The organism is Streptomyces sp. NPDC102270 (assembly GCF_044766405.1).
Classification (GTDB): domain Bacteria; phylum Actinomycetota; class Actinomycetes; order Streptomycetales; family Streptomycetaceae; genus Streptomyces.
In genome coordinates this window covers 57,006-76,621 of the sequence record NZ_JBIWLX010000004.1, presented here as the reverse complement: position 1 = coordinate 76,621, position 19,616 = coordinate 57,006, and the positions used below count along the sequence as shown (strand labels likewise).

The 19,616-nt window shown below is 70.9% G+C and carries 21 protein-coding genes; 10 read left to right on the top strand and 11 right to left on the bottom strand.

Features of this window, described 5'->3' with window-relative positions:
• Nucleotides 1-753 (bottom strand): TetR/AcrR family transcriptional regulator, encoded by a 753-nt coding sequence (locus ACIRP7_RS08145; protein ID WP_403655285.1) that lies wholly within the window; start codon nucleotides 751-753, stop codon nucleotides 1-3.
• A 27-nt stretch (nucleotides 754-780) separates the two neighbouring features.
• Nucleotides 781-1,191, bottom strand: coding sequence for a VOC family protein (locus tag ACIRP7_RS08140; RefSeq protein WP_352389101.1), 411 nt, complete (start codon nucleotides 1,189-1,191; stop codon nucleotides 781-783).
• A gap of 125 nt (nucleotides 1,192-1,316) precedes the next feature.
• On the opposite strand from ACIRP7_RS08140, the gene ACIRP7_RS08135 reads away from it, so the two are divergent.
• On the top strand, nucleotides 1,317-1,748 hold the full coding sequence (locus ACIRP7_RS08135) for a TM2 domain-containing protein (protein WP_403655283.1): 432 nt from the start codon (nucleotides 1,317-1,319) through the stop codon (nucleotides 1,746-1,748).
• A complete protein-coding gene (locus ACIRP7_RS08130; RefSeq protein ID WP_403655281.1) occupies nucleotides 1,720-2,166 on the top strand; it encodes a DUF2752 domain-containing protein in 447 nt (148 codons plus the stop codon). Before ACIRP7_RS08135 ends, ACIRP7_RS08130 begins: the two co-directional genes overlap by 29 nt.
• Nucleotides 2,167-2,232: 66 nt before the next feature.
• Here ACIRP7_RS08130 and ACIRP7_RS08125 read toward each other — a convergent pair whose 3' ends face one another.
• The 6 genes from ACIRP7_RS08125 to ACIRP7_RS08100 form a co-directional block, all read right to left on the bottom strand.
• A complete protein-coding gene (locus ACIRP7_RS08125) occupies nucleotides 2,233-3,012 on the bottom strand; it encodes a hypothetical protein (protein ID WP_403655279.1) in 780 nt (259 codons plus the stop codon).
• Between the two features lie 151 nt (nucleotides 3,013-3,163).
• Nucleotides 3,164-3,943, bottom strand: a complete 780-nt coding sequence (locus tag ACIRP7_RS08120; RefSeq protein WP_403655277.1) for a succinate dehydrogenase iron-sulfur subunit — start codon at nucleotides 3,941-3,943, stop codon at nucleotides 3,164-3,166.
• The gene (gene sdhA, locus ACIRP7_RS08115) at nucleotides 3,943-5,697 is read right to left on the bottom strand and encodes a succinate dehydrogenase flavoprotein subunit (protein ID WP_389811101.1); all 1,755 of its coding nucleotides are present in this window, start codon (nucleotides 5,695-5,697) and stop codon (nucleotides 3,943-3,945) included. Before sdhA ends, ACIRP7_RS08120 begins: the two co-directional genes overlap by 1 nt.
• Nucleotides 5,698-5,716: 19 nt before the next feature.
• Entirely contained in the window at nucleotides 5,717-6,199 is a 483-nt protein-coding gene (locus tag ACIRP7_RS08110; RefSeq protein WP_403655275.1) for a succinate dehydrogenase hydrophobic membrane anchor subunit, read from the bottom strand.
• A 5-nt stretch (nucleotides 6,200-6,204) separates the two neighbouring features.
• On the bottom strand, nucleotides 6,205-6,585 hold the full coding sequence (sdhC, locus tag ACIRP7_RS08105; protein ID WP_352389094.1) for a succinate dehydrogenase, cytochrome b556 subunit: 381 nt from the start codon (nucleotides 6,583-6,585) through the stop codon (nucleotides 6,205-6,207).
• Between the two features lie 201 nt (nucleotides 6,586-6,786).
• Nucleotides 6,787-7,299: a 2-oxo-4-hydroxy-4-carboxy-5-ureidoimidazoline decarboxylase gene (locus tag ACIRP7_RS08100; protein ID WP_403655272.1), complete on the bottom strand. Its 513-nt coding sequence runs from the start codon at nucleotides 7,297-7,299 to the stop codon at nucleotides 6,787-6,789.
• Nucleotides 7,300-7,454: 155 nt separating this feature from the next.
• Between ACIRP7_RS08100 and ACIRP7_RS08095 the strand changes: the two genes are divergently transcribed.
• The 4 genes from ACIRP7_RS08095 to ACIRP7_RS08080 all read left to right on the top strand — a co-directional run bounded on the left by ACIRP7_RS08095 (nucleotide 7,455) and on the right by ACIRP7_RS08080 (nucleotide 11,266).
• On the top strand, nucleotides 7,455-9,107 hold the full coding sequence (locus ACIRP7_RS08095; RefSeq protein WP_403655270.1) for a family 20 glycosylhydrolase: 1,653 nt from the start codon (nucleotides 7,455-7,457) through the stop codon (nucleotides 9,105-9,107).
• 122 nt (nucleotides 9,108-9,229) lie between these two features.
• Nucleotides 9,230-9,991: a DUF4328 domain-containing protein gene (locus tag ACIRP7_RS08090; protein WP_403655268.1), complete on the top strand. Its 762-nt coding sequence runs from the start codon at nucleotides 9,230-9,232 to the stop codon at nucleotides 9,989-9,991.
• An 86-nt stretch (nucleotides 9,992-10,077) separates the two neighbouring features.
• Entirely contained in the window at nucleotides 10,078-10,590 is a 513-nt protein-coding gene (locus tag ACIRP7_RS08085; RefSeq protein WP_403655266.1) for a hypothetical protein, read from the top strand.
• 76 nt (nucleotides 10,591-10,666) lie between these two features.
• On the top strand, nucleotides 10,667-11,266 hold the full coding sequence (locus ACIRP7_RS08080) for a hypothetical protein (RefSeq protein ID WP_403655264.1): 600 nt from the start codon (nucleotides 10,667-10,669) through the stop codon (nucleotides 11,264-11,266).
• Nucleotides 11,267-11,309: 43 nt separating this feature from the next.
• Here ACIRP7_RS08080 and ACIRP7_RS08075 read toward each other — a convergent pair whose 3' ends face one another.
• On the bottom strand, nucleotides 11,310-11,771 hold the full coding sequence (locus ACIRP7_RS08075; protein WP_403655262.1) for a DUF1877 domain-containing protein: 462 nt from the start codon (nucleotides 11,769-11,771) through the stop codon (nucleotides 11,310-11,312).
• 188 nt (nucleotides 11,772-11,959) lie between these two features.
• Between ACIRP7_RS08075 and ACIRP7_RS08070 the strand changes: the two genes are divergently transcribed.
• Both ACIRP7_RS08070 and ACIRP7_RS08065 read left to right on the top strand, forming a co-directional pair.
• Nucleotides 11,960-12,388, top strand: coding sequence for a hypothetical protein (locus ACIRP7_RS08070; RefSeq protein WP_403655260.1), 429 nt, complete (start codon nucleotides 11,960-11,962; stop codon nucleotides 12,386-12,388).
• A gap of 88 nt (nucleotides 12,389-12,476) precedes the next feature.
• The gene (locus tag ACIRP7_RS08065) at nucleotides 12,477-13,949 is read left to right on the top strand and encodes an MFS transporter (protein ID WP_403655258.1); all 1,473 of its coding nucleotides are present in this window, start codon (nucleotides 12,477-12,479) and stop codon (nucleotides 13,947-13,949) included.
• 4 nt (nucleotides 13,950-13,953) lie between these two features.
• Here ACIRP7_RS08065 and ACIRP7_RS08060 read toward each other — a convergent pair whose 3' ends face one another.
• Entirely contained in the window at nucleotides 13,954-16,143 is a 2,190-nt protein-coding gene (locus ACIRP7_RS08060) for a peptidoglycan recognition protein (protein ID WP_403655256.1), read from the bottom strand.
• Nucleotides 16,144-16,411: 268 nt separating this feature from the next.
• On the opposite strand from ACIRP7_RS08060, the gene ACIRP7_RS08055 reads away from it, so the two are divergent.
• Both ACIRP7_RS08055 and ACIRP7_RS08050 read left to right on the top strand, forming a co-directional pair.
• The gene (locus ACIRP7_RS08055) at nucleotides 16,412-17,029 is read left to right on the top strand and encodes an RNA polymerase sigma factor (RefSeq protein ID WP_403655254.1); all 618 of its coding nucleotides are present in this window, start codon (nucleotides 16,412-16,414) and stop codon (nucleotides 17,027-17,029) included.
• Nucleotides 17,026-18,237 carry a hypothetical protein gene (locus ACIRP7_RS08050; protein ID WP_403655252.1) on the top strand — a complete coding sequence of 404 codons (1,212 nt, stop codon included), beginning with the start codon at nucleotides 17,026-17,028 and terminating at the stop codon, nucleotides 18,235-18,237. The genes ACIRP7_RS08055 and ACIRP7_RS08050 overlap by 4 nt, the downstream gene beginning before the upstream one ends.
• On the opposite strand, the gene ACIRP7_RS08045 is transcribed toward ACIRP7_RS08050, so the two are convergent.
• Nucleotides 18,147-19,289, bottom strand: a complete 1,143-nt coding sequence (locus ACIRP7_RS08045) for an acetate/propionate family kinase (protein WP_403655250.1) — start codon at nucleotides 19,287-19,289, stop codon at nucleotides 18,147-18,149. The two genes, ACIRP7_RS08050 and ACIRP7_RS08045, sit on opposite strands and share 91 nt — an antisense overlap.
• Between the last annotated feature and the right edge of the window lie 327 nt (nucleotides 19,290-19,616).

Below are 19,616 nucleotides of genomic sequence, written 5' to 3'. Positions count from 1 at the left end.
CTACGCCTTCCTGCCGGGGTCCGGCATCACCTTCGTCATCCCCGGCAGGAAGTCCGTGAACAGCTCGTGCACCTCCCGTACGAGCGGCCTGAGCACCCGGAAGCGGGCCAGCGACACGCCCCTCGCGGTGAGCCGGGCACCGCGCTCCGCGAGCCGGTAGCTGCGCTCACGGCCCTCCGTGCGGTCGAAGATCCAGTACAGGACGAGTCCCATCTGGGACAGCCACATCAACTCGGGCAGGATGTCCTGGAGTTCCTCGGGCACCTTCGTCCTCGTCGCGCCCCGGAGCACCTCGCGGTGCACGGCGATGGCCTCCACGCGCGCGTGCTCCGACTCGGGCGAGAAGGGACTGAGCGGGCTGTCGGGGTCGGCGGCGTTCTTGAAGAACTGCACCGCGAACTCGTGGTACGGCCGCGCGATGTCCAGCCAGATCTTCAGGACCCCCGCGAGCCGGGCCTCCAGGTCGCTCTCCCGGGCCAGGAGCTCCCGGACCGCCACCCGGTGCTCGGCGGCGATCCGGTCGTAGAAGCCCTGGATCAGGTGTTCCTTGCCCGCGAAGTAGTAGTACGCGTTGCCGACGGAGACGCCGGCCTCCTGGGCGATGGCCCGCATGGTGGTCCTGTCGTACCCCCGCTCCCGGAACAGCCGCATGGCCGTCTCCAGGATCAGCGCGCGAGTCTGTTCGGACTTGCTCGTCGGCTCGGACTTGCCGGTGGTACCGCCCTCGTCGGGCCCTTCGTTGTTCGCAGGCACGGAAAGAGAGCCTAACCATGCCTGACCTCAGGCTCGCCGGGCGAGCTCCGGACGCTTGGTGTAGTCGGTGAACCCGAGGACGTTCCCCCACGGGTCGGCGACCTCGACGGTCCAGCCGGTGGCCACGGAGAAGGGCTCGTCGAGCAGTTCGACCCCGGCCGTCCGCAGCTCCCGGGCGGCGGTCCTGGCATCCGGTACCTCCAGCCACACGCGTGTGGCGGGCCACGGCGGCGGCCGGTGCCCCAGCCCCTCCTCCTGCCGGAGCAGGATCCCGGGCGTCTCACCGCCCACCTTCAGCAGCGCGATCCCGGCCTCGTCGAGCCGGAAGCCCACCGTGAAGCCCGCGCGCCCGTAGAAGGAGAGCGCCTCGCCGAGGTCCCCGACGGGCAGCAGCACGTTGTCGAATCCGAGCAGTTCGTACGACTGGTCATCTGACATGCCGTCAGATTAAGCCGGGGGTGCGGAAACGGGCTTCTGCGACGCGGTGTCGTCGGGCATGATGACCGGGCGCATTGTCGTCTTTTCGCGGGTCCTCCCGCTTCGGTCCCCAGGAGCAGTCTCCCTTGAGCGAACAGCAGGGTCAGGAACAGCAGGACCCCCAGCCGGGCCCACAGCAGCCGGGGTATCCGCCGCCGGGACCCCAGCCGGGCTACCCCCCGCCGGGCTATCAGCAGCCGGGGTACCCGCCTCCCGGGTTCCCCCCGCCGGGCTACTACCCGCCGCCCCCGGGGACGTACACCGGAGACCCCAACGCCCCCTACGGCTACGACCCGTACGGGCGGCCGTACTCCGACAAGTCGAAGGTCATCGCGGGCATCCTCCAGCTCACCCTCGGCGGCTTCGGCGTGGGACGCTTCTACCTGGGCAACGTCGGGATGGGGCTCGCACAGCTCTTCACCTGCGGCGGCCTGGGCGTCTGGTCGCTGATCGACGGCATCCTCCTGCTCACCGGGAACGACCACACCGATGAACAAGGCCGGATCCTCCGCAGCTAGGGCACCGGGGGCCGAGATCCCGGTGCCCGAACGGCGCTCCCCGCTCCGCCACCCCGCGACGGCACCGGCGGCGGTGCTCGCCGCGGGAGCCGCCGGTGCCGGGTACCTCTACCGCACCGACCCGCACGAGCCCGGCCATGTCCTGCCGCAGTGCCCGTTCCGCATGCTCACCGGCCTGCTCTGCCCGGCCTGCGGCGGCACCCGCATGGTGTACGACCTGATGCATGGCCACCTCGCCGAGGCCTGGCTGGACAACCGGGCCCTGCTGCTCGCCGCGCCGTACGCCGTCCTCCTGCTGGCCCGCTGGGCGTGGGCGGGCCTGCACGGCCGGCGCTGGCGTCCCACACTGAGCCCCCGGGCGCAGGTGGCCGTCCTCGCGACGGCCGTGGCCTGGACGCTGGCCCGCAACATCGTCTAGCACCGCCGGCAAGGCCGTCACAGGTTCCCGTAACCGTCCCTGACGACTTCCCGGGCAATCTCGGATTCAGTCCCCGTTTCCGCAGCCGCCCACTCGCCGGGTGCCGAGTGCGATGTCGTCCATGCGGATGTCGTACGACGAAGGCGTCGGGTTCGCCTGGTAGAGCTGCCAGCCCAGCTTCAGCCTGTCGAAGGTGGGGAAGACGAAATCGTCCGCGGTGCCTCCGTGCTCCTCGGTGGACACGGTCAGGTCGGAGTGCTCCACGCCGTCGAGGTACACGGTGACCCGGTTGTCGGTGGCATCGAGATGGAACTCGACGCACTGCCACGCCCCGGCGACGGCCGGCGAGGAGGTCTTCCAGGAGGTCCAGTCCCCGGTGGGCCCGAGGTCGGACCCGACACCCCAGAAGTTGCCGCCGTCGGTCGGCGCGAACTGCCCGCCGAGCGGACGCACCAGCGTCGGCGAGTCCGCCCCGGACGCCTCGGCGATCGTCCAGTGGGCCCAGTCCGGCGCTGTGGGAAAGCCCGCGACCCGCAGCCGCACCCGCCCCCAGAAGCTGTTGCCGGGCGCGGAGAGCCCATCGAACACGAGGAAGGCCCGACCATTGCCCTCGGTACGGATCCGCAGCTCACGCCCGTGCCCCGGGGCGCCACGGACGATCGTCAACGTGCCGTCGGCCGTGTCCGTGGACCAGCCGCGTCCCCCGGTGACGGGACCGAGGGGCAGCCGGTCGAAGTTCTCCCGGACGGGCGGTCCGTAGGGGGCGGCGGAGGCAGTGGGGGGTGTCACGAGCAGTACCGCTGCGGCGGCGCAGAGCGCGGCGGCGGCTTTCCTCAGGAGTGCCATGAGACCAGTCTGCAACTCACGCCCCCCAAGTAACAGTGGGCACACGGGAGTTGGCTGATGGGGGCAGCACCGGACGCCCGGGAAACGAGCGAGGGCCCCGCCCCGGTGCGAACCGGGATACGGGGCCCACCTCACCGTAGGAGAACGGAGATCAGAAGCGGCGCGTGATCAGCGCTCGCTTCACCTCCTGGATCGCCTTCGTGACCTCGATGCCGCGCGGGCAGGCGTCCGTGCAGTTGAAGGTCGTGCGGCAGCGCCACACGCCGTCGCGGTCGTTGAGGATCTCCAGGCGCTGCTCGCCCGCCTCGTCACGCGAGTCGAAGATGAAGCGGTGGGCGTTGACGATGGCCGCCGGGCCGAAGTACTGGCCGTCGTTCCAGAAGACCGGGCAGGACGAGGTGCAGGCCGCGCACAGGATGCACTTCGTCGTGTCGTCGAAGCGCTCGCGGTCCTCGGCCGTCTGGAGACGCTCACGCGTCGGCTCGTTGGTGTCCTTCGTGATGAGGAAGGGCATCACATCGCGGTACGCCTGGAAGAACGGGTCCATGTCGACGACCAGGTCCTTGAGGACCGTGAGGCCCTTGATGGCCTCGACCGTGATCGGCTTCTCGGGGTTGAGGTCCTTGATCAGCGTCTTGCAGGCCAGACGGTTCTTGCCGTTGATCCGCATGGCGTCCGAGCCGCAGATGCCGTGCGCGCAGGAGCGGCGGAAGGTCAGCGTGCCGTCCAGCTCCCACTTGATCTTGTGAAGGGCGTCGAGGACACGTTCCTTCGGGTCGATCTCCACCTGGAAGTCTTCCCAGGTCGCCTCCGCCGAGACCTCGGAGTTGAAGCGGCGGATGCGGAAGGTGGCCGTGATGTACGGGGAGTCGGCGAAGCCGGGCTCGGGCGTGCCGGCCGCATCCGCCTTGTCCAGGGTCGGGGTTGCCATCAGTACTTACGCTCCATCGGCTGGTAGCGGGTCTGGACGACCGGCTTGTAGTCGAGACGGATGGACTCGGTGCCGTCGTCGCCCACCTCGCGGTACGCCATGGTGTGGCGCATGAAGTTGACGTCGTCGCGGTTCGGGTAGTCCTCGCGGTAGTGACCGCCGCGGGACTCCTTGCGGGCCAGCGCCGACACCGCCATGACCTCGGCCAGGTCGAGCAGGTTGCCCAGCTCGATGGCCTCCAGCAGGTCGGTGTTGAACCGCTTGCCCTTGTCCTGGATCGAGACGTTCAGGTAGCGCTCGCGCAGCTCCGCGATCTTCTCGACCGCCGTCTTGATCGTCTGCTCGGTGCGGAACACCATGACGTTCGCGTCCATGGTCTCCTGCAGCTCGCGGCGCAGGACGGAGACCCGCTCGGTGCCGGTGGCGTCACGCAGGCGCTCGACCTGGGCGACGACCAGCTCCGCCGGGTTCTCCGGCAGCTCGACGAAGTCGGCCTTCTGGGAGTACTCGGCGGCGGCGATGCCCGCCCGCTTGCCGAACACGTTGATGTCCAGCAGCGAGTTCGTGCCGAGGCGGTTGGCGCCGTGCACGGACACGCAGGCGACCTCGCCGGCCGCGTACAGGCCCGGGACGACCGTCGTGTTGTCCGCCAGGACCTCACCCTCGACGTTGGTCGGGATGCCGCCCATCGCGTAGTGCGCGGTGGGCTGGATCGGGATCGGGTCCGTGTACGGCTCGATACCGAGGTAGGTGCGCGCGAACTCGGTGATGTCCGGGAGCTTCGCGTCCAGCTGCTCCGGCGGCAGGTGGGTCAGGTCCAGGTAGACGTGGTCACCCTCGGGACCGCAGCCGCGGCCCTCACGGATCTCCGTGTAGATGGAGCGCGAGACGACGTCACGGGACGCGAGGTCCTTCATGACCGGCGCGTACTTCTCCATGAAGCGCTCGCCGTCCTTGTTGCGCAGGATGCCGCCCTCACCGCGGGCGCCCTCCGTCAGCAGGATGCCCATGCGCCAGATGCCGGTCGGGTGGAACTGGAAGAACTCCATGTCCTCCAGCGGGATGCCCCGGCGGTAGACCGCCGCCTGGCCGTCACCGGTCAGGGTGTGCGCGTTCGACGTCACCTTGAAGAACTTGCCGCAGCCGCCGGACGCGTAGATCACGGCCTTCGCCTGGAAGACGTGGATCTCGCCGGTGGCCAGCTCGTACGCCACCACACCGGCCGAGCGCTTGACGCCGTCGACCTCGGTGATCAGCTGGTCCAGGACGTAGAACTCGTTGAAGAACTCCACGCCCTCCTTGACGCAGTTCTGGTACAGCGTCTGGAGGATCATGTGGCCGGTGCGGTCGGCCGCGTAGCAGGAGCGGCGGACCGGGGCCTCGCCGTGGTTCCTGGAGTGACCGCCGAAGCGGCGCTGGTCGATCGTGCCGTTCGGGGTGCGGTTGAACGGCAGGCCCATCTTCTCCAGGTCGAGGACCGAGTCGATGGCCTCCTTCGCGAGGATCTCGGCGGCGTCCTGGTCGACCAGGTAGTCACCGCCCTTGACCGTGTCGAAGGTGTGCCACTCCCAGTTGTCCTCCTCCACGTTGGCCAGCGCGGCGGCCATGCCGCCCTGCGCGGCGCCCGTGTGGGAGCGGGTGGGGTACAGCTTGGTCAGGACCGCGGTGCGGCTGCGCTTCGTCGACTCGATGGCCGCGCGCATGCCCGCGCCACCGGCGCCGACGATGACGGTGTCGTACTTGTGGATCTTCATGATTCTCGCAGCCCCGTGCCTAGCGGATGTTCGGGTCGAAGGTGAAGATCACCAGCGTGCCCAGCAGGATGGTGAACACCGTGGCGGTGTAGAGCAGGCCCTTGAGCCACAGCCGGGTGCCCGGCCGCTCCGCGTAGTCGTTGATGATCGTGCGCAGGCCGTTGGCGCCGTGCAGCATCGCGAGCCAGAGCATCAGCAGGTCCCAGACCTGCCAGAACGGGGACGCCCAGCGGCCCGCCACGAAGGCGAAGCCGACCTTGGAGACGCCGCCGTCCAGCACCAGCTGGATCAGCAGGTGGCCGATGACCAGGACGACCAGCACGATGCCGGACAGGCGCATGAACAGCCAGGCGGCCATCTCGAAGTTGCCCCGCGTGGACTTCGGGGACTTCTTGGTGCGCTTGCGCGGGGCCTCGATGAGGGGCGCCGGGTTGTCGACGCCGTAGCCGGAGGCGCCCTCGACGGGGCCGATACCGGACGGGGTGGTTTCAGTGGTCGCCATCGGTATCAGCTCCCGAACAGTTCACGAGCGGCGTGGCCGAGGACGGGGTAGATCGCCCCGAGCATCAGCACGACCCAGACGCCGGCCACGACCCAGAACATCTGCTTCTGGTAGCGCGGGCCCTTCGACCAGAAGTCGACGGCGATGACGCGCAGGCCGTTGAGCGCGTGGAAGAGGATGGCGGCCACGAGGCCGTACTCCAGACACGCGACGAGCGGGGTCTTGTACGTGGCTACGACCTTGTCGTAGTCCTCGGGTGAGACACGGACGAGAGCGGTGTCCAGCACGTGAACGAACAGGAAGAAGAAGATGAGGACGCCGGTGACTCGATGAGCCACCCAGGACCACATTCCTTCCCGGCCGCGGTACAGCGTTCCAGCCGGCACGGAAGTCCCTCCGGGAGCGGGGTATCGGGGCCAGCCGGCTTGTGCTGTCGGTCGGGCCCGGCCGGGTACGGTCCACCGGCCCCCAGCATCGTAGCGATGCGCTGCCGCTGGGCTTACCCGGGGCCTACCTGTGTGATCAAAGTGGCACGCAGATGGGGGAACTCGATGGCTGATGGGGTGGTCTGAGCTGTTATGTGCCGTCTACCGCCTTGCGCCCTTCAGGGCGGACACCAGGCGGCCCCGTGCGATGCGGCGGAGTTCCTCGGCCGCGACCATCCGCTCCTCCTCCGGATCGTTCGTCAATCGTGACCGGATGCCCGCCAGGACGTGGTCCAGGGCCTCTGCCGGGGGCAGGCCGTCCAGGCAGATGACGAAGGCGTGGCCGAAGCGGGCCTCGTACGCCGCGTGGGCCGCGTCCATCGCCATGTGGGCGGCCGAGTGGGCGTCCTCCGGCAGCACGGGCAGCGTCTCGGCCGCCAGGGCCTCGGAGAGATCCGACACCGTCAGGTCGTACGCCGCCTCGTCCGCGGCCGCGAGCAGCGCGTCCACGGTCGGATAGGGGCGGTGCGCCACGACCCGCTCCGCCCAGCGCAGGCTGCGCAGACAGTCCAGGAGCAGGGGCCGTGCCTCGTCGGCGGGCGCGCTGTTGAGGGCGTCCAGGACGGTGGGCAGGGACGGCATGGCCAGTCGGCCGGGAGAATGTGTGGGCGTCACGTGTGTTTCGGCAGGGGAAGCTGTGAGCGATGTGACCTCAGGCTATCGAGAGTGGACATGACCTGTCCGACGGATGCCCGAATTTCACCCGCACGGGAGAGTTTCGGAACGTGTGGTGGACACGGTCCGCTCCCTCGAGGCCCTAGGTTGGCGATGTGAGCCAGCACAGGAAGCGACCGGAGAAGCAGGCACGGGGGCTGATCGTGGGGGCGGTGGCCGTCACCGTCGCGGCCGGGGTGAGCCTCGGGCTGTGGGCGGGCGGCGACAGCGGCCCGGCCGGATCGGCCACGTCCCAGGCCCAGTCCCCCTCGGGCGGCGCAGCGGAAGGTGCCCCGACCCCGGCGAGATCCCCGAGCCCGGCCCCCAGCCCCACACGGTCCTACCCCCTGTCCACCACCCCCCGCACCATCCCCGCCGTCCGCGCCCACACCCCGGCGCGCGGCCCCGGCTGGCGTCCCGCCCGGGGGCTGCGCGTGGTCGTGAACGACGCCGACCTCGCCGACGAGGGGCGCCTTCTCGCCGGAGAGCTGGGGCTGACGTACGCCGGGCAGAAGGACGACGTACGCGCCGGGGACGTACGCCTCACGCTCGACGACGACGAAGGCGCGGATCCGGAGTCGTACCGCATGACCGTGCGCGGCGGGCGGGTCGCCATCAGCGGGCCGGACGACGCGGGCGTCTTCTACGGCACCCGCACGCTCAAGCAGGAGGTGCGCGGCGGCGCCACGGCACCGGAGGGCGTCGTGCGCGACGGGCCCGCCAAGCCGGTGCGCGGGTTCTCCCTGGACATCGCGCGCAAGAACTTCACGGCCGGCTGGATCGAGGACCGGGTCCGGGAGCTGGGCGACCTGAAGTTCAACCGGCTCCAGCTGCACTTCTCCGACGACCAGGCCTTCCGGATCGAGTCCGTCTCGCACCCGGAGATCGTGTCCGCGCAGCACCTGACCAAGGCGCAGGTGAAGAGGATCGTCGCGCTCGCGGCCCAGCGGCACATCACCGTCGTGCCGGAGATCGACTCGCCCGGGCACCTGGGCGCCGTCCTCGCCGCCCACCCCGAGCTTCAGCTGCGCAGTGCGGCGGGGAACGCGGCGCGCGGGGCCGTCGACATCTCCAACCCGGCATCCGCCAAGCTCGTCGACGACCTGCTCAAGGAGTACGCCGGCCTCTTCCCCGGCGCCGACTGGCACCTCGGCGGCGACGAGTACCGTGCGCTGATGGTCTCCGACCCGGAGGCGACCTACCCGCAGCTCGCCACCGCCGCCAGGAAGGCCTACGGCGCCGGCGCCGGCGTCGAGGACCTGACAACGGGCTGGCTCAACGACCGCGCCGCCACCGTCCGGGCGCACGGCAAGGCCCCGCTCGCGTGGAACGACGGATTCTTCCGGGGGACGTCCGTCCGGGCCGCCGGCGACATCCGGGTCGGGTACTGGACGGGCAAGGAGATCGGCGCCCGGCAGCCGGTGGAGTACCTGAGCGCGGGGCGCAAGGTCGTCAACTACAACGACAAGTTCCTCTACTACGTCCTCGGGCAGCCCAACCAGTTCTACTACCCGACAGGACAGCGGATCTACGAGGAGTGGACCCCGCGAGTCCTCCGCGGCACGACAGCCGTCCCCTCGAAGTACGACAGCCAGATCCTCGGCGGGTACTTCGCGGTGTGGTGCGACTTCCCGAACGCGCAGACGCAGGACCAGGTGGCGTCGGGCATCCGGATGCCGCTGCGGGCCACCACGCAGAAGCTGTGGGATCCGGGGAAGCCCGCCCTGACCTGGTCCCGGTTCAAGGCGCTGGGGAACCGGCTGGGATGAGGAACCGGGGATTCCCGGTGGACGTACGGGCCGGCAAACCGTATGTTCCGCATGCCGCGCGTGAGCTTCTGGGGAGAACCCGCGCGGTCGGTTGATCATCCGGACCTCGGGGGGACCTCACCATGCTCTGCACGCGCTGCCATCACTTCGAAGCGGCACCGGACGGCGTCCTGTGCTCCGGATGCGCCACGCCCGCCGGATTCGCGGCCCCGCCGGCCGGTGTCGCACCGACGATCCGGCTGCGTTCGCCGCTCGGGCTCGGGCGGGCCACCGCGGCGCTGCTCGCGCTGGCGGCGGTCGTCGACGTGTGCGCCCTCGGCGGGCACCTCCTCGTGTACGACGTCGCCGGCGACCTCGCCGGCGGCACCGCGGCCGACGTATGGGACCGGTCCGAGCTGGCGGACACGCTCACCGACGTGACCGGTGCCGCACAGGCGCTCCTGCTGGTGGCCTGCGCCGTCGTCTTCGTCGTCTGGCTGTGGCGGGTCCGGCTCAACGCCGAGGTGTTCGCCCCGAACGGACACCGCAAGGCGCGCGCCTGGGTGATCGCCGGCTGGGTCGTGCCGATCGTGAGCCTGTGGTACCCGCGCCGGGTCGTGGCCGACGTCTGGGACGCGAGCAGCACGGGGGACAAGCCCGACGGGCATGCCCTGATCAACGCCTGGTGGACGCTGTGGCTCCTCTCGATCACCCTCGGGGAGTTCCTATACACCGTGTTCGACGACGCCGACACCGCACAGGAGATCCACGACTCCGTGACGCAGGCGATGGTCGCCGACGGTCTCGACCTCGTGGCCGCCCTGCTCGCCGCCGCCGTCGTGCTGCGGCTGACCCGGATGCAGGACGAGAAGGCCCGCCGGGGACCAGCACCCGTCGCCGTGTGACGGATTTGGTCCATCCTGCTGCGAACTACCGTACGAATGTGGTGTATTCGGGCCCGAACCGTACCGAGCAGCCAGGGGGGCCGCGGATGGGCTACTGGGGTTACTTCGTCGTGGGCCGCGGCGAGCGGCCGCTCGCCGAGCTGGACGCGCTGGCCGGTGCCGAGGGCATGGTCCTGCGGGAGTCGGCGCCCGGCGGATGGCAGGTCTGGGAGTACGCGAGCGGTGAGGGCGAGGTCGGGAACATGAACGCCCTCGCCCTGGAGACCGGTTCGCCCGCGCTCTTCGGATACGTCATGGACAGCGCCTCGGTGGTCCTGGAGGCGGCGGGGCCCGAGAGCGGGGCCTGGACGACCTGTCTGGCCCGGGCCGCCATGGCGAGACACCTCGGGGCCGGTGCCTTGGGCGAGGAGGGGCCGGTCCTGGAGGACTACTTCCTCGAACCCCGGGACGCGGCCGCGCGGGCCGTCGCCTGGGCCGCGGAGGCGGGGCACGAGGTGGCCGAGGAGCCCCTGCTGGACGTGCTGAGCGCCGAACCCGACCTGTTGGCCGAAAACCTCTTCTTCCGTATGCTCGACCGGCTCGGTGTGGTGCCCCTGTGACACTCCCGGGCCATCGCACGCAGTAAGGGGAAGTGCGGGTTCCGTGAGGGAATGCCGCTCGGCGAGGGAGGCGTGGATGAGTCTGGTGGAGCTGATCGGCCAGGCCGACGAACGCGGCCTGGCCGCCAGCGGGTTGGCTTGTTTGGATCGGTGCGTACCGCTGCTCGGCGGCGACGACGAGGTCCTGCGGCCCCTGTGGGCCGGGCTCGCGGACGACGCCGGGGCCGAGGAGTGGGGCGAACGGCTGGAGCAGGTGCGGGGGAAGCTGGGCGGGGACGCGGAGTTCGGGGCGGCCGAGGGGGCCACCGGTGAATCTTCCGGCTCCGGTGACGACGAGGCCGTGCGGCTGGCCCGTCGGATGCTCGCCGCCGCGCCGGCCGAGCGGTCCGCCGCCGGAGTACGGGCGTGGGCCGACGCCTGCTCGGTCGCCGCGCTGCAGATCCACCGGCTGCTCGACCCCCTGAAGGGCGCCGGCGACTCGGTCGACGCCCGCCGTGAGGGCCGTACGGAGGGTATGTCCCCCCTCGTCGCCGCCGAGCTGCGCCGCCAGATCAGCGTCCTGGAACTCCTCGCCGGCCACGGCCCGGCAGGACTGCGCCCCGCTCTGGAGGTCTCCACGGAGGGTCGCCGGGTGCTGCGCGCGGTGGTGTCCCGCAGGAGCCGGCGGCGCGGCTGAGGACCGGCTCCTCACCGGGCGAGTGGCTGACCGGGCGGGCGGCTTACCGGACGAGCCACTTGACCACCGCGTCCCCGTACTGCGCGGTCTGTCCGTAGAACGCCGTCAGGTCCCGGTGCGCCGCCGCGAACAGCCCTCGCGCCTCCCGTTCCGCGGCCGACCCGCCGTGTCTCGGCAGCAGTTCCTCGCGGACGACCCGCCACAGGGCCTCGAAGTCGGCCGCACCCAGGTATGTGGAGACGCGGTTCGCCCGGGCCGCGGTCAGGAGCAGGAACGGGGGTCTGCCGTGGTCGCCCGGCTGGACCGGGAGGCCGCCGAGGACCACCTCGGCGCCGGCGTACAGGAGTTCGTGGTCCAGGTAGGACTTGTCCAGCACCTCCTCCCGGTGTCGTCCGATGCGTTCGCGTACGGCGTCCCAGTCGTCCTCGAACAACCGTTGCAGCCAGTTCGCGCTGTTGCGCAGGGCCGAGGGCGGCACCGCGCGGAGATGGAAGTAGTCGCTCATCGAAGACAGGAGCGCGCGGGAGGGACGAATCGTCACTCCCGCGTCAACCTCGCTACCGGGAGGGTCCTGTGACCGTCCGGAAAGGGTTGCGGCGAAGGTGCGTCGGTCCTGCACCGGTCCGGCGGAAAGCCCCTGATCCGGGTGACGAAACACCCCGCCGAAACGCTTTTTCCCCTGTGATGGCTGATGTGACGACTGATGTGACGACTGATGTGACGACCCGCCGGGCAGCCGCGCCCGCCCCCCGGCCCTCCGCCGCGGCCAAGCCCGTGCGGTGGGCCGCCGACGCGGTGTCGGCCCTGCGCGAGGGTGCCCGCGTCCGGCTCGACTACTCGGCGCAGAGCCTGTGGCGCGTGGACCGGCTGATCGAGGAGATACGGCGGGAGGGGGCGCCGTACGCCGCCGTGGAGACCGTGCTGCGCGGGCTCGGCGCCTACGCCGGTGAGGTCGTCGTCCGCCAGACCGGTGCCGAGTGGTGGACGAGCGGCGGCGAGCACTGGGTCCGTACGCCCGACGGACGGCTGTGGGACCCGGTGGACGAGGCCCGCCGCTGCTTCGCCGGGGACGGCTCGCTGCGGCTGCTGTGCCGGGATGCGACGGGTGCCGTGCGGCGCTGACCCCGCGGACAAGGCGGGCGACGCAAAAAAACCGTAATAAGAGACGCTGCCGTTCCCAAAGGGGTGGCGGCAGGCGCACGATGGGGTCATGGCCGACAACCGTCGTTGGTGGGCGCTGGTGGTCATCGCGCTCGCCCAGTTGATGGTCGTGCTGGACATGACCATCGTGAACATCGCCCTGCCGTCCGCCCAGGCCGACCTGAACATGTCGGACGGGAACAGACAGTGGGTCATCACCGCCTACACCCTCGCCTTCGGCGGGCTTCTGCTGCTCGGTGGCCGGATCGCCGACCTCGCCGGGCGCAAGACCGCCTTCATGATCGGACTCCTCGGCTTCGCCGCCGCCTCCGCGCTCGGCGGGGCCGCGACGGGTCAGGGGATGCTGTTCGGGGCGCGGGCACTGCAGGGCGTGTTCGCCGCGCTGCTCGCGCCGTCCGCGCTGTCCCTGCTCGCGACGACGTTCACCGAACCGAAGGAACGGGCCAAGGCCTTCGGGGTGTTCGGGGCGATCGTCGGGGCGGGTGCCGCGATCGGGCTGCTCGCGGGCGGGCTGCTCACCGAGTATCTGGACTGGCGCTGGTGCCTGTACGTCAACGTGCCCATCGCGCTGGTCGCGTTCGCGGGCGCATGGGCGATCCTCGCGCCCGGCGGACGGCATCCCGACGCCCACCTCGACGTGCCGGGCGCGCTGCTCGGATCGGGCGGCATGCTGTCGCTGGTGTACGGCTTCTCCGAGGCGGCGTCCCGGAGTTGGGACGACGGGCTCGTGGTGGGCCTGCTGGTCGCCGGAGTCGTCCTGCTCGCCGCCTTCGCGGTGTGGCAGACCCGGGCGCGGGTGCCGTTGCTGCCGATGTCGGTGGTCAAGGACAGGCAGCGCGTCGGCGCCTTCCTGACCGTCCTGTTCGTCACCGTCGGGATGTTCGGCGTGTTCCTCTTTCTGACCTACTACCTCCAGGGCGTCCTCGGATGGTCGCCGCTGAAGACCGGGCTCGCATATCTGCCGATGACCGCCGCGATGATCGTCGGCTCGACGCAGATCGCCGCACGGCTGCTGAGCAAGGTGCCGCCGAGGACGCTGATGGTGCCCGGACTGCTCGTGGCCGCGGGAGGGTTGGCGGTCATCGCGCAGGTCGGCGTGGAACCGGCGTACGCCTCGCACGTCCTGCCCGGGATGCTGATGCTGGGCCTCGGTATGAGTACGGCGATGATGACCTCCATCTCGCTGGCCACCGGAAGTGTCGCGCCGCGCGACTCGGGGGCGGCCTCGGCGACCTTCAACACCGCGCAGCAGGTGGGCGGTTCGATCGGTACGGCGCTGCTGAACACGATCGCCGCGAGCGTGACCGCGACCTACCTGACCGCGCACGCCGGACCCGGCGTCGACAAACAACTGTTGCAGGCCGAGGCGACCGTGCACGGCTTCAACGTGGCCACCTGGTGGGCGTTCGGCGCGCTGCTGCTGGCCGCGCTGATCGCGGGAGTCGTGGTGAACGCGGAACGGGCGCCCACTCCCCAGGGTGCGGGGGAGCGGACGCCCGAGCCGGTGGATTCGGCGCTGTGACGGGCTACTTGATGTAGACCAGGCCGTCCGTCGTGACCGTCGGACGGCCGCTGGTGCCGACCACCACGATCTTCACGGTGTGCTTGGCGCTGCTGGACCAGGACTTGGTCCAGATCGCGTCGCGGTACTTCGTGGTCGAGGACTTCAGGTCCACGGTCGCGACCTTGGTGCCGTCCACGTACACGTACGCCTGCCCGGAGGTGGCCGCCCGCGAGACCGTCCACGCGGCGGACTTGCCGGTGAACGTCCAGGTCAGGCTCGCGTTCTTGGAACCGCTGGAGTACGACTTGCCACCGAGGTAGCTGGTGGAGGAACGGCTCGTCCAGCTGCCGGACTTCGTGGCCGAGGTCTCCTGGAGGATCATCGGCGTGTAAGAGGGCGACGAGGTGCGGGTGTTGCCCGCGACGTCGGACGCCTTCATCGACCAGACGCTCGCGGTACCGGACTTGGCGGTACGGCTGGAGCTGGTGGTGGTCGGGCCGAAGGTGGCCGTCGTCGGGGACAGCAGGCTCACCGACGTGAGGGCCTGGGAGTCGGCGGCCTTCCAGCCGAGGGTGACCGGGACGGCGGTGGGGTTGACCGTGCCGGTGCGCAGGGTGATCTTCGGGGTGGTGGAGAAGGTCGGCGCGGTGGTGTCGGTGACGACGGTCAGCGCGCCGGTCGCGGGAGTGGCCTTGCCGGACTGGTGCACGGCCCGTACGGCGACCTTGTGGCTGCCCGCGGCCAGGGTGGTGCTCGCCGAGGTGGCCGTACCGGACGCGGTGGCGACGACCTTGCCGTCCACCAGCAGCTCGAACTTGGAGATCAGCGAACCCGGCGTGGTGGTGGACCACTTCGCCGTGATCGCGCCCTTCGTGTAGTACGTCGTGCCGGACAGGGTCGCGCCGGTCAGCGAGGTGAGCTCCAGGCCCTGCACCGGGCCGGACGCCCAGGCGCGGATGGTCGGCAGCTGGGCGTAGAGCGAGGTGCCCGGGCACTCGGTGGCGTAGCCGTCGCGGTGGCCGGAGACCCGGTTGAAGGTGTAGGACTCACCGGCCGTGAAGCTCGTACCGGCGAGGTTCTGTTGGGTCGCACCGGCCTTCAGCTGGACGGTGGAGTCGGGGTCGACGCCGTACTGGCCGAGCTTCCAGGCCGCGATCCGGGCGACGGAGGTGAGGGCGGCGTTCGAGGCGCCCGTCGCGGTGTACTCGCCGAGGACCGCGATGCCGGTGGACTCACGGTTCCACCCGTAGGTGTGGGCGCCCAGGACCGGCTGGTCGACGCCACCCTTGCGGCCCTCGAAGATCGTGCCGCACTTGTCGACGAGGAAGTTGTAGCCGATGTCGTTCCAGCCGTTGCCGCTGGGGGCTGGGGCGGTGTGGTACGCGTAGATGGCCCGTACGATCGACGCCGATTCGGCGCAGGTGTAGTCGTTCGACCCGGCCGTGTGATGGACGAAGACGGCCTTCACATCCGCGTTGTACTCCGACGGGTCGGGGCTGAGCTTCTCGTCGGCTCCCCAGCCGGCGCGGGAGACGATCGACGGCTCGGGGACCGTCGACGGGGGCGCGGTGGGGGTGGTGGCGGTCGGGGTCGGCGTGGGTGTCGGCGTCGCCGTCGGGGAGGCGGTGGACGTGGCCGTGTCGGTCGGGGTCGGGCTCGGCGTCACGTCCTCGGCATACGCCGCCGGGTCCGTGTCGTCGCCCGCGTCCCGCTGCTCCGCGGCGGTCGCGATGCCCGGGTCGACCAGGTTGACCTTGAGACCCGAGGGCAGTCCGGCGCTGGTGGTGCCGTCCTCGTGGACGACCTGTACCTCGACACCGTCCGAGGGGCCCACCCACAACGGTTCGGACGCGCCGCGCGCCCCGGCCCGCTCGTCGGCGTCCTCCACCGGGTCAGCGTCCGTCTCCAGGTCCTGCCAGGACGTCCACGCGCCGGTGTCGATGCTCCGGGTGCGTACCTGCGCCTTGCCGTCGAGGCGCTTGGTCGCCCCTGTCCAGGAGATACCGAGCAGCGAGAACTGCTTGGTCTCGGTGCGCGGCAGCTCGCGCTCGCCGGTCTCGGGAGCCTTCAGCGCGAGGTTGTAGACCTTCACCGGCCGTTTGGGCTGAAGGTCCCCCGAGGCGTCGGTCGACGGACTTGCGGCGGCGTAGGTCGCGATGCCGCCGCCCCCCAGAACCACCGCACCGAGCGTCAGCCACGCCCTCCGCTTCATGCTGAGCGGTCTGTACGCACGGCTTTTACGACGACTCACTACCCACCCCTGATTTTGGTCACAGAAAAACCACCTGTCACACAGGTGGCACTTATACAGCGTACGAACTCTGCCAGTTGTTACAGGTGTTCGAAGTGGGGTGCCCGGGATGTCCGGCCCGCTGTGACACTTCTGTGAGGTCCGGCGCTGTTGACCGTGGGGGACATGGGCAGGGTGACCGTGCCGGACGGTGCGGAATCGCCACGAACCGGTACGGACGGGAAAGTTTTTGGGCCAGGGAGGGGAACCCCGCCGCGTGCAGGTGTACGACGGGGAACTGGGCGCGGCCGTCGCGCGGGCCCAGGAGGGCGACGAGAGTGCCTTCGCGATCGCCTACCGGCTGGTGCAGCCCGGACTGCTCGGCTATCTGCGCGGGCTGGTCGGGGAGGACGCGGAGGACGTGGCGTCGGACGCCTGGCTGGAGATCGCCCGGGACCTGGGCCGGTTCCGGGGCGACGGGGCGGGCTTCCGCGGCTGGACGGCGACCATCGCCCGGCACCGGGCGCTGGACCATCTGCGCCGGCTCAAGGTGCGGCCCCGGTCGGCGGCGCTGGAGCAGGACATGCTGGACCTGCCCGGTCCGTACAGCACCCACGACCAGGCGCTGGAGTCCCTCTCCACCGAGTACGCCCTGCGACTGGTCCGGGGGCTGCCGCGCGACCAGGCCGAGGCGGTGCTGCTGCGGGTGGTGGTCGGACTGGACGGCCCAGCCGCCGCCCGCGTCCTCGGCAAGCGCCCCGGCGCGGTGCGCACCGCGGCGTACCGGGGCCTGAAGCGGCTGGCGCACGAACTGGGCGCCGAGAGAGTGACGGATGGCGGCCCCCGGACGCTGGGGGAGTCGACATGACAGGTGAGGACACCACCTCGGACAGGGACGGACACGGCATGGGCGACGAGCGGAGCGGCGACGCGGCGGGCCGCCGGTCTGCGCGCCCGCAGGAGCCCGTGCGGGGCCAGGAACACGGCGACGGCTCAGTGCCAGGCCCCGTTGTGGGAGGCCGGCCGCAGGGTGACAGCCCCGTGCCGGGGCGGCAGCGGTCGTATGACGAGGGTGTGCCCGAGGAGGAGCGGACGCGTGCCGGGGGCCAGGGCCAGGGGCAGGGCCCGGGCCCAGGTGTCCTCGGCCGGGAATCGGCCGACGGCGGGCGGCGTTCCAGCGGGCGGGCGGCGGCACGCCGGGGCCCCGGCGCCCCCGCGTCCACGCCGGTCCACGTGAACCGCACCGCTGCCGGGCCGGAGCCGTCGTACGACGACGGCTCCCTCGCGGCGCTGCTCGCGGTGGCCATCCGCGCGGAGAGCTCCGGCGGTGACGCGGAGCGGCGGGCCGTGGCCGCCTTCCGGGCGGCGCGGGACACCGGGGCCCATCGGGCGCGGACGCGGCGCCGGGACGACTGGCGGCCCCGCACGCCGCGGCGCCGGACACGTTCGTTGAAGGCGACGCTCTCCGTGCTCCTCGCGAGCCTCACCCTCGGCGGTGTCGCCTACGGGGCGATCGGCTCGGCGGGCGACGGTCCGGAGGGGGGCGCGGCCGAGGGCAAGGTCGTACGGCCGAGCGTCTCGGCGAGCAGCGCGGCCGAGTCGCACAGCAGCGCGCGGCCCTCCGCGTCCGCCCCCGCGGAGCGCCCGCCCACCGCGAAGGACACCCTGGCCCACTGCCGTGTCTACGAGAAGCTCCGGGGCCGGGGCAAGGCGCCGGACTCCCCGGCGTTCCAGCGGCTCGTGACGGCGGCCGGCGGCGAGGCGAACGTGAGCGTCTACTGCGCCGCGCTCACGGACCCGGCCGACGCGAAGGGCTCCGGCGACGGGAAGGGCGCGGGGAACGCGAAGGGCGCGGGGAACGCGAAGGACGCGGGCGACGTGAAACCGGGGAAGCAGAACGACAAGGCGAGCGGCCGGCGGAACGCGGACGGGAACAAGTCCAAGAACCAGGCAAGTGTGGATGTGCCGGCAGTCGCCTTGGCCAGTCACATGCCGAGCACCCGTCGGGTCTCGGCGGCGATCTGCTGTGTCTCGCCGGTTGCGACCACGAGGACCGGGACACCTCTCCCCTCCTGATCGATGCGCCGGAGGCCTTCCCGCATCAGATCTTCCAGTTCGGGGACGAGCAGCCCGCCTCGTATACCGAGAACAGTCAGGGCCGAGCAGATCTCCTCGCGTACCTCGGGTTGGTCTTCGCCGATCTCCCCGGTGAAGACCAGCGCGTCCAGCCGGTCCAGCGAGGCGGCCATCGAGGCGATGCCTCTGCGGCAGCTGAGTGTGAACGTCGCCAGCGCCAACGCGGCCGCGGCATCACCCTCCGCGCGGGCGCGCACCAGGTCCCGGGTGTCTCCCGAAGTACCGGAGAGGCCGAGCAGACCGGAATGCCGGTGGAGTGCCTCATCCAATTCGTCCGTGCTCAGACCGTGCCGCCGCTGCAGCCACAGCAGCGCGCCGGGGTCGAGGCTGCCGCTGCGCCGGCTCATCACCAGGCCTTCCAGCGGAGTGAGGCCCATGGTGGTGTCCACGCTGCGTCCGTTCCGGACGGCGCAGGCCGAGCATCCGCCGCCCAAGTGCACCAGCACGACCTGGAGGTTGTCGACGGGTCGGCCCAGGGCCTGCGCCGTCCTCTGCAGTGCCCACGAGTAGGAAAGCCCGTGGAAGCCGTACCGGCGCAGCCCGTATTCGGCTCGCCATCGCTCCGGCACGGCGTACGTGCGCGCCTCTGCCGGCAGATCCTGGTGAAAGACAGTGTCGAAGCAGGCGACATGAGGAACGTCGGGCAGGAGTTCTCGTGCGGCATCGACGACAGGCAGGGCAGGGGCAACGTGCAGCGGCGCGAGATCGGCGACGTCCGCCAGCAGAGCACGTACGCGTGCGTCGATCAGCGTATGTCCGGTCAGGTGCGGACCGCTGTGGACGATGCGGTGACCGACCGACGCAGGAGCGGGCACCTCGCTGAGGAAGTTCCGCAGTTCCGCCACCGAAGCAGGCCCCGGGGGCTTCGAGGCGTCTCGAGCCGCCACCGTTTCACCGTCCGCCGTGAACAGAGCGATGTGCAGGCTCGAAGAGCCGGCAGCGAGGACCAGTACGTGACCACCAGTGCTCTCGTGGGAGCGGTCGGCACTCATCACACACCTCCAGTGCTCGCGTCCTCCGGCACGGTGCGCCCGCCACGCAGCAACGGGCCCAGCACGGGTTCCCTGCCATCGCTTCGCGCCACTGTGGCAACGCGGAGTCTCCGCCCCTACTCGCACAGTGTCGGCGCCGGGACGGGCCGCAAATTCCTGCGGTTCGTGTCCGCGTCGGGCTGCCTCATAACCCCTGTCCTGCCGCCGGGTAGGCCTCGGTGAGGTCGGGCATCGCCGCTTCCCCAGGCTGCCACCGCAGAGAGGGGTCCGCTCGTCCACCCGTTCGCCGGCACGCCGCGCTGCGGGCAGGGGCACCCCTGGCATGCT

Excerpts from the sequence above, each read along its gene's own strand:
- ACIRP7_RS08140 (WP_352389101.1), bottom strand. The coding sequence starts at position 1,191 with ATGTCAGATGACCAGTCGTACGAACTGCTCGGATTCGACAACGTGCTG.
- ACIRP7_RS08130 (WP_403655281.1), top strand. The coding sequence starts at position 1,720 with ATGAACAAGGCCGGATCCTCCGCAGCTAGGGCACCGGGGGCCGAGATC.
- ACIRP7_RS08125 (WP_403655279.1), bottom strand. The coding sequence starts at position 3,012 with ATGGCACTCCTGAGGAAAGCCGCCGCCGCGCTCTGCGCCGCCGCAGCG.
- ACIRP7_RS08120 (WP_403655277.1), bottom strand. The coding sequence starts at position 3,943 with ATGGCAACCCCGACCCTGGACAAGGCGGATGCGGCCGGCACGCCCGAG.
- sdhA (WP_389811101.1), bottom strand. The coding sequence starts at position 5,697 with ATGAAGATCCACAAGTACGACACCGTCATCGTCGGCGCCGGTGGCGCG.
- ACIRP7_RS08110 (WP_403655275.1), bottom strand. The coding sequence starts at position 6,199 with ATGGCGACCACTGAAACCACCCCGTCCGGTATCGGCCCCGTCGAGGGC.
- ACIRP7_RS08090 (WP_403655268.1), top strand. The coding sequence starts at position 9,230 with ATGCTCTGCACGCGCTGCCATCACTTCGAAGCGGCACCGGACGGCGTC.
- ACIRP7_RS08085 (WP_403655266.1), top strand. The coding sequence starts at position 10,078 with ATGGGCTACTGGGGTTACTTCGTCGTGGGCCGCGGCGAGCGGCCGCTC.
- ACIRP7_RS08080 (WP_403655264.1), top strand. The coding sequence starts at position 10,667 with ATGAGTCTGGTGGAGCTGATCGGCCAGGCCGACGAACGCGGCCTGGCC.
- ACIRP7_RS08075 (WP_403655262.1), bottom strand. The coding sequence starts at position 11,771 with ATGAGCGACTACTTCCATCTCCGCGCGGTGCCGCCCTCGGCCCTGCGC.
- ACIRP7_RS08065 (WP_403655258.1), top strand. The coding sequence starts at position 12,477 with ATGGCCGACAACCGTCGTTGGTGGGCGCTGGTGGTCATCGCGCTCGCC.
- ACIRP7_RS08060 (WP_403655256.1), bottom strand. The coding sequence starts at position 16,143 with ATGAAGCGGAGGGCGTGGCTGACGCTCGGTGCGGTGGTTCTGGGGGGC.
- ACIRP7_RS08050 (WP_403655252.1), top strand. The coding sequence starts at position 17,026 with ATGACAGGTGAGGACACCACCTCGGACAGGGACGGACACGGCATGGGC.
- ACIRP7_RS08045 (WP_403655250.1), bottom strand. The coding sequence starts at position 19,289 with ATGAGTGCCGACCGCTCCCACGAGAGCACTGGTGGTCACGTACTGGTC.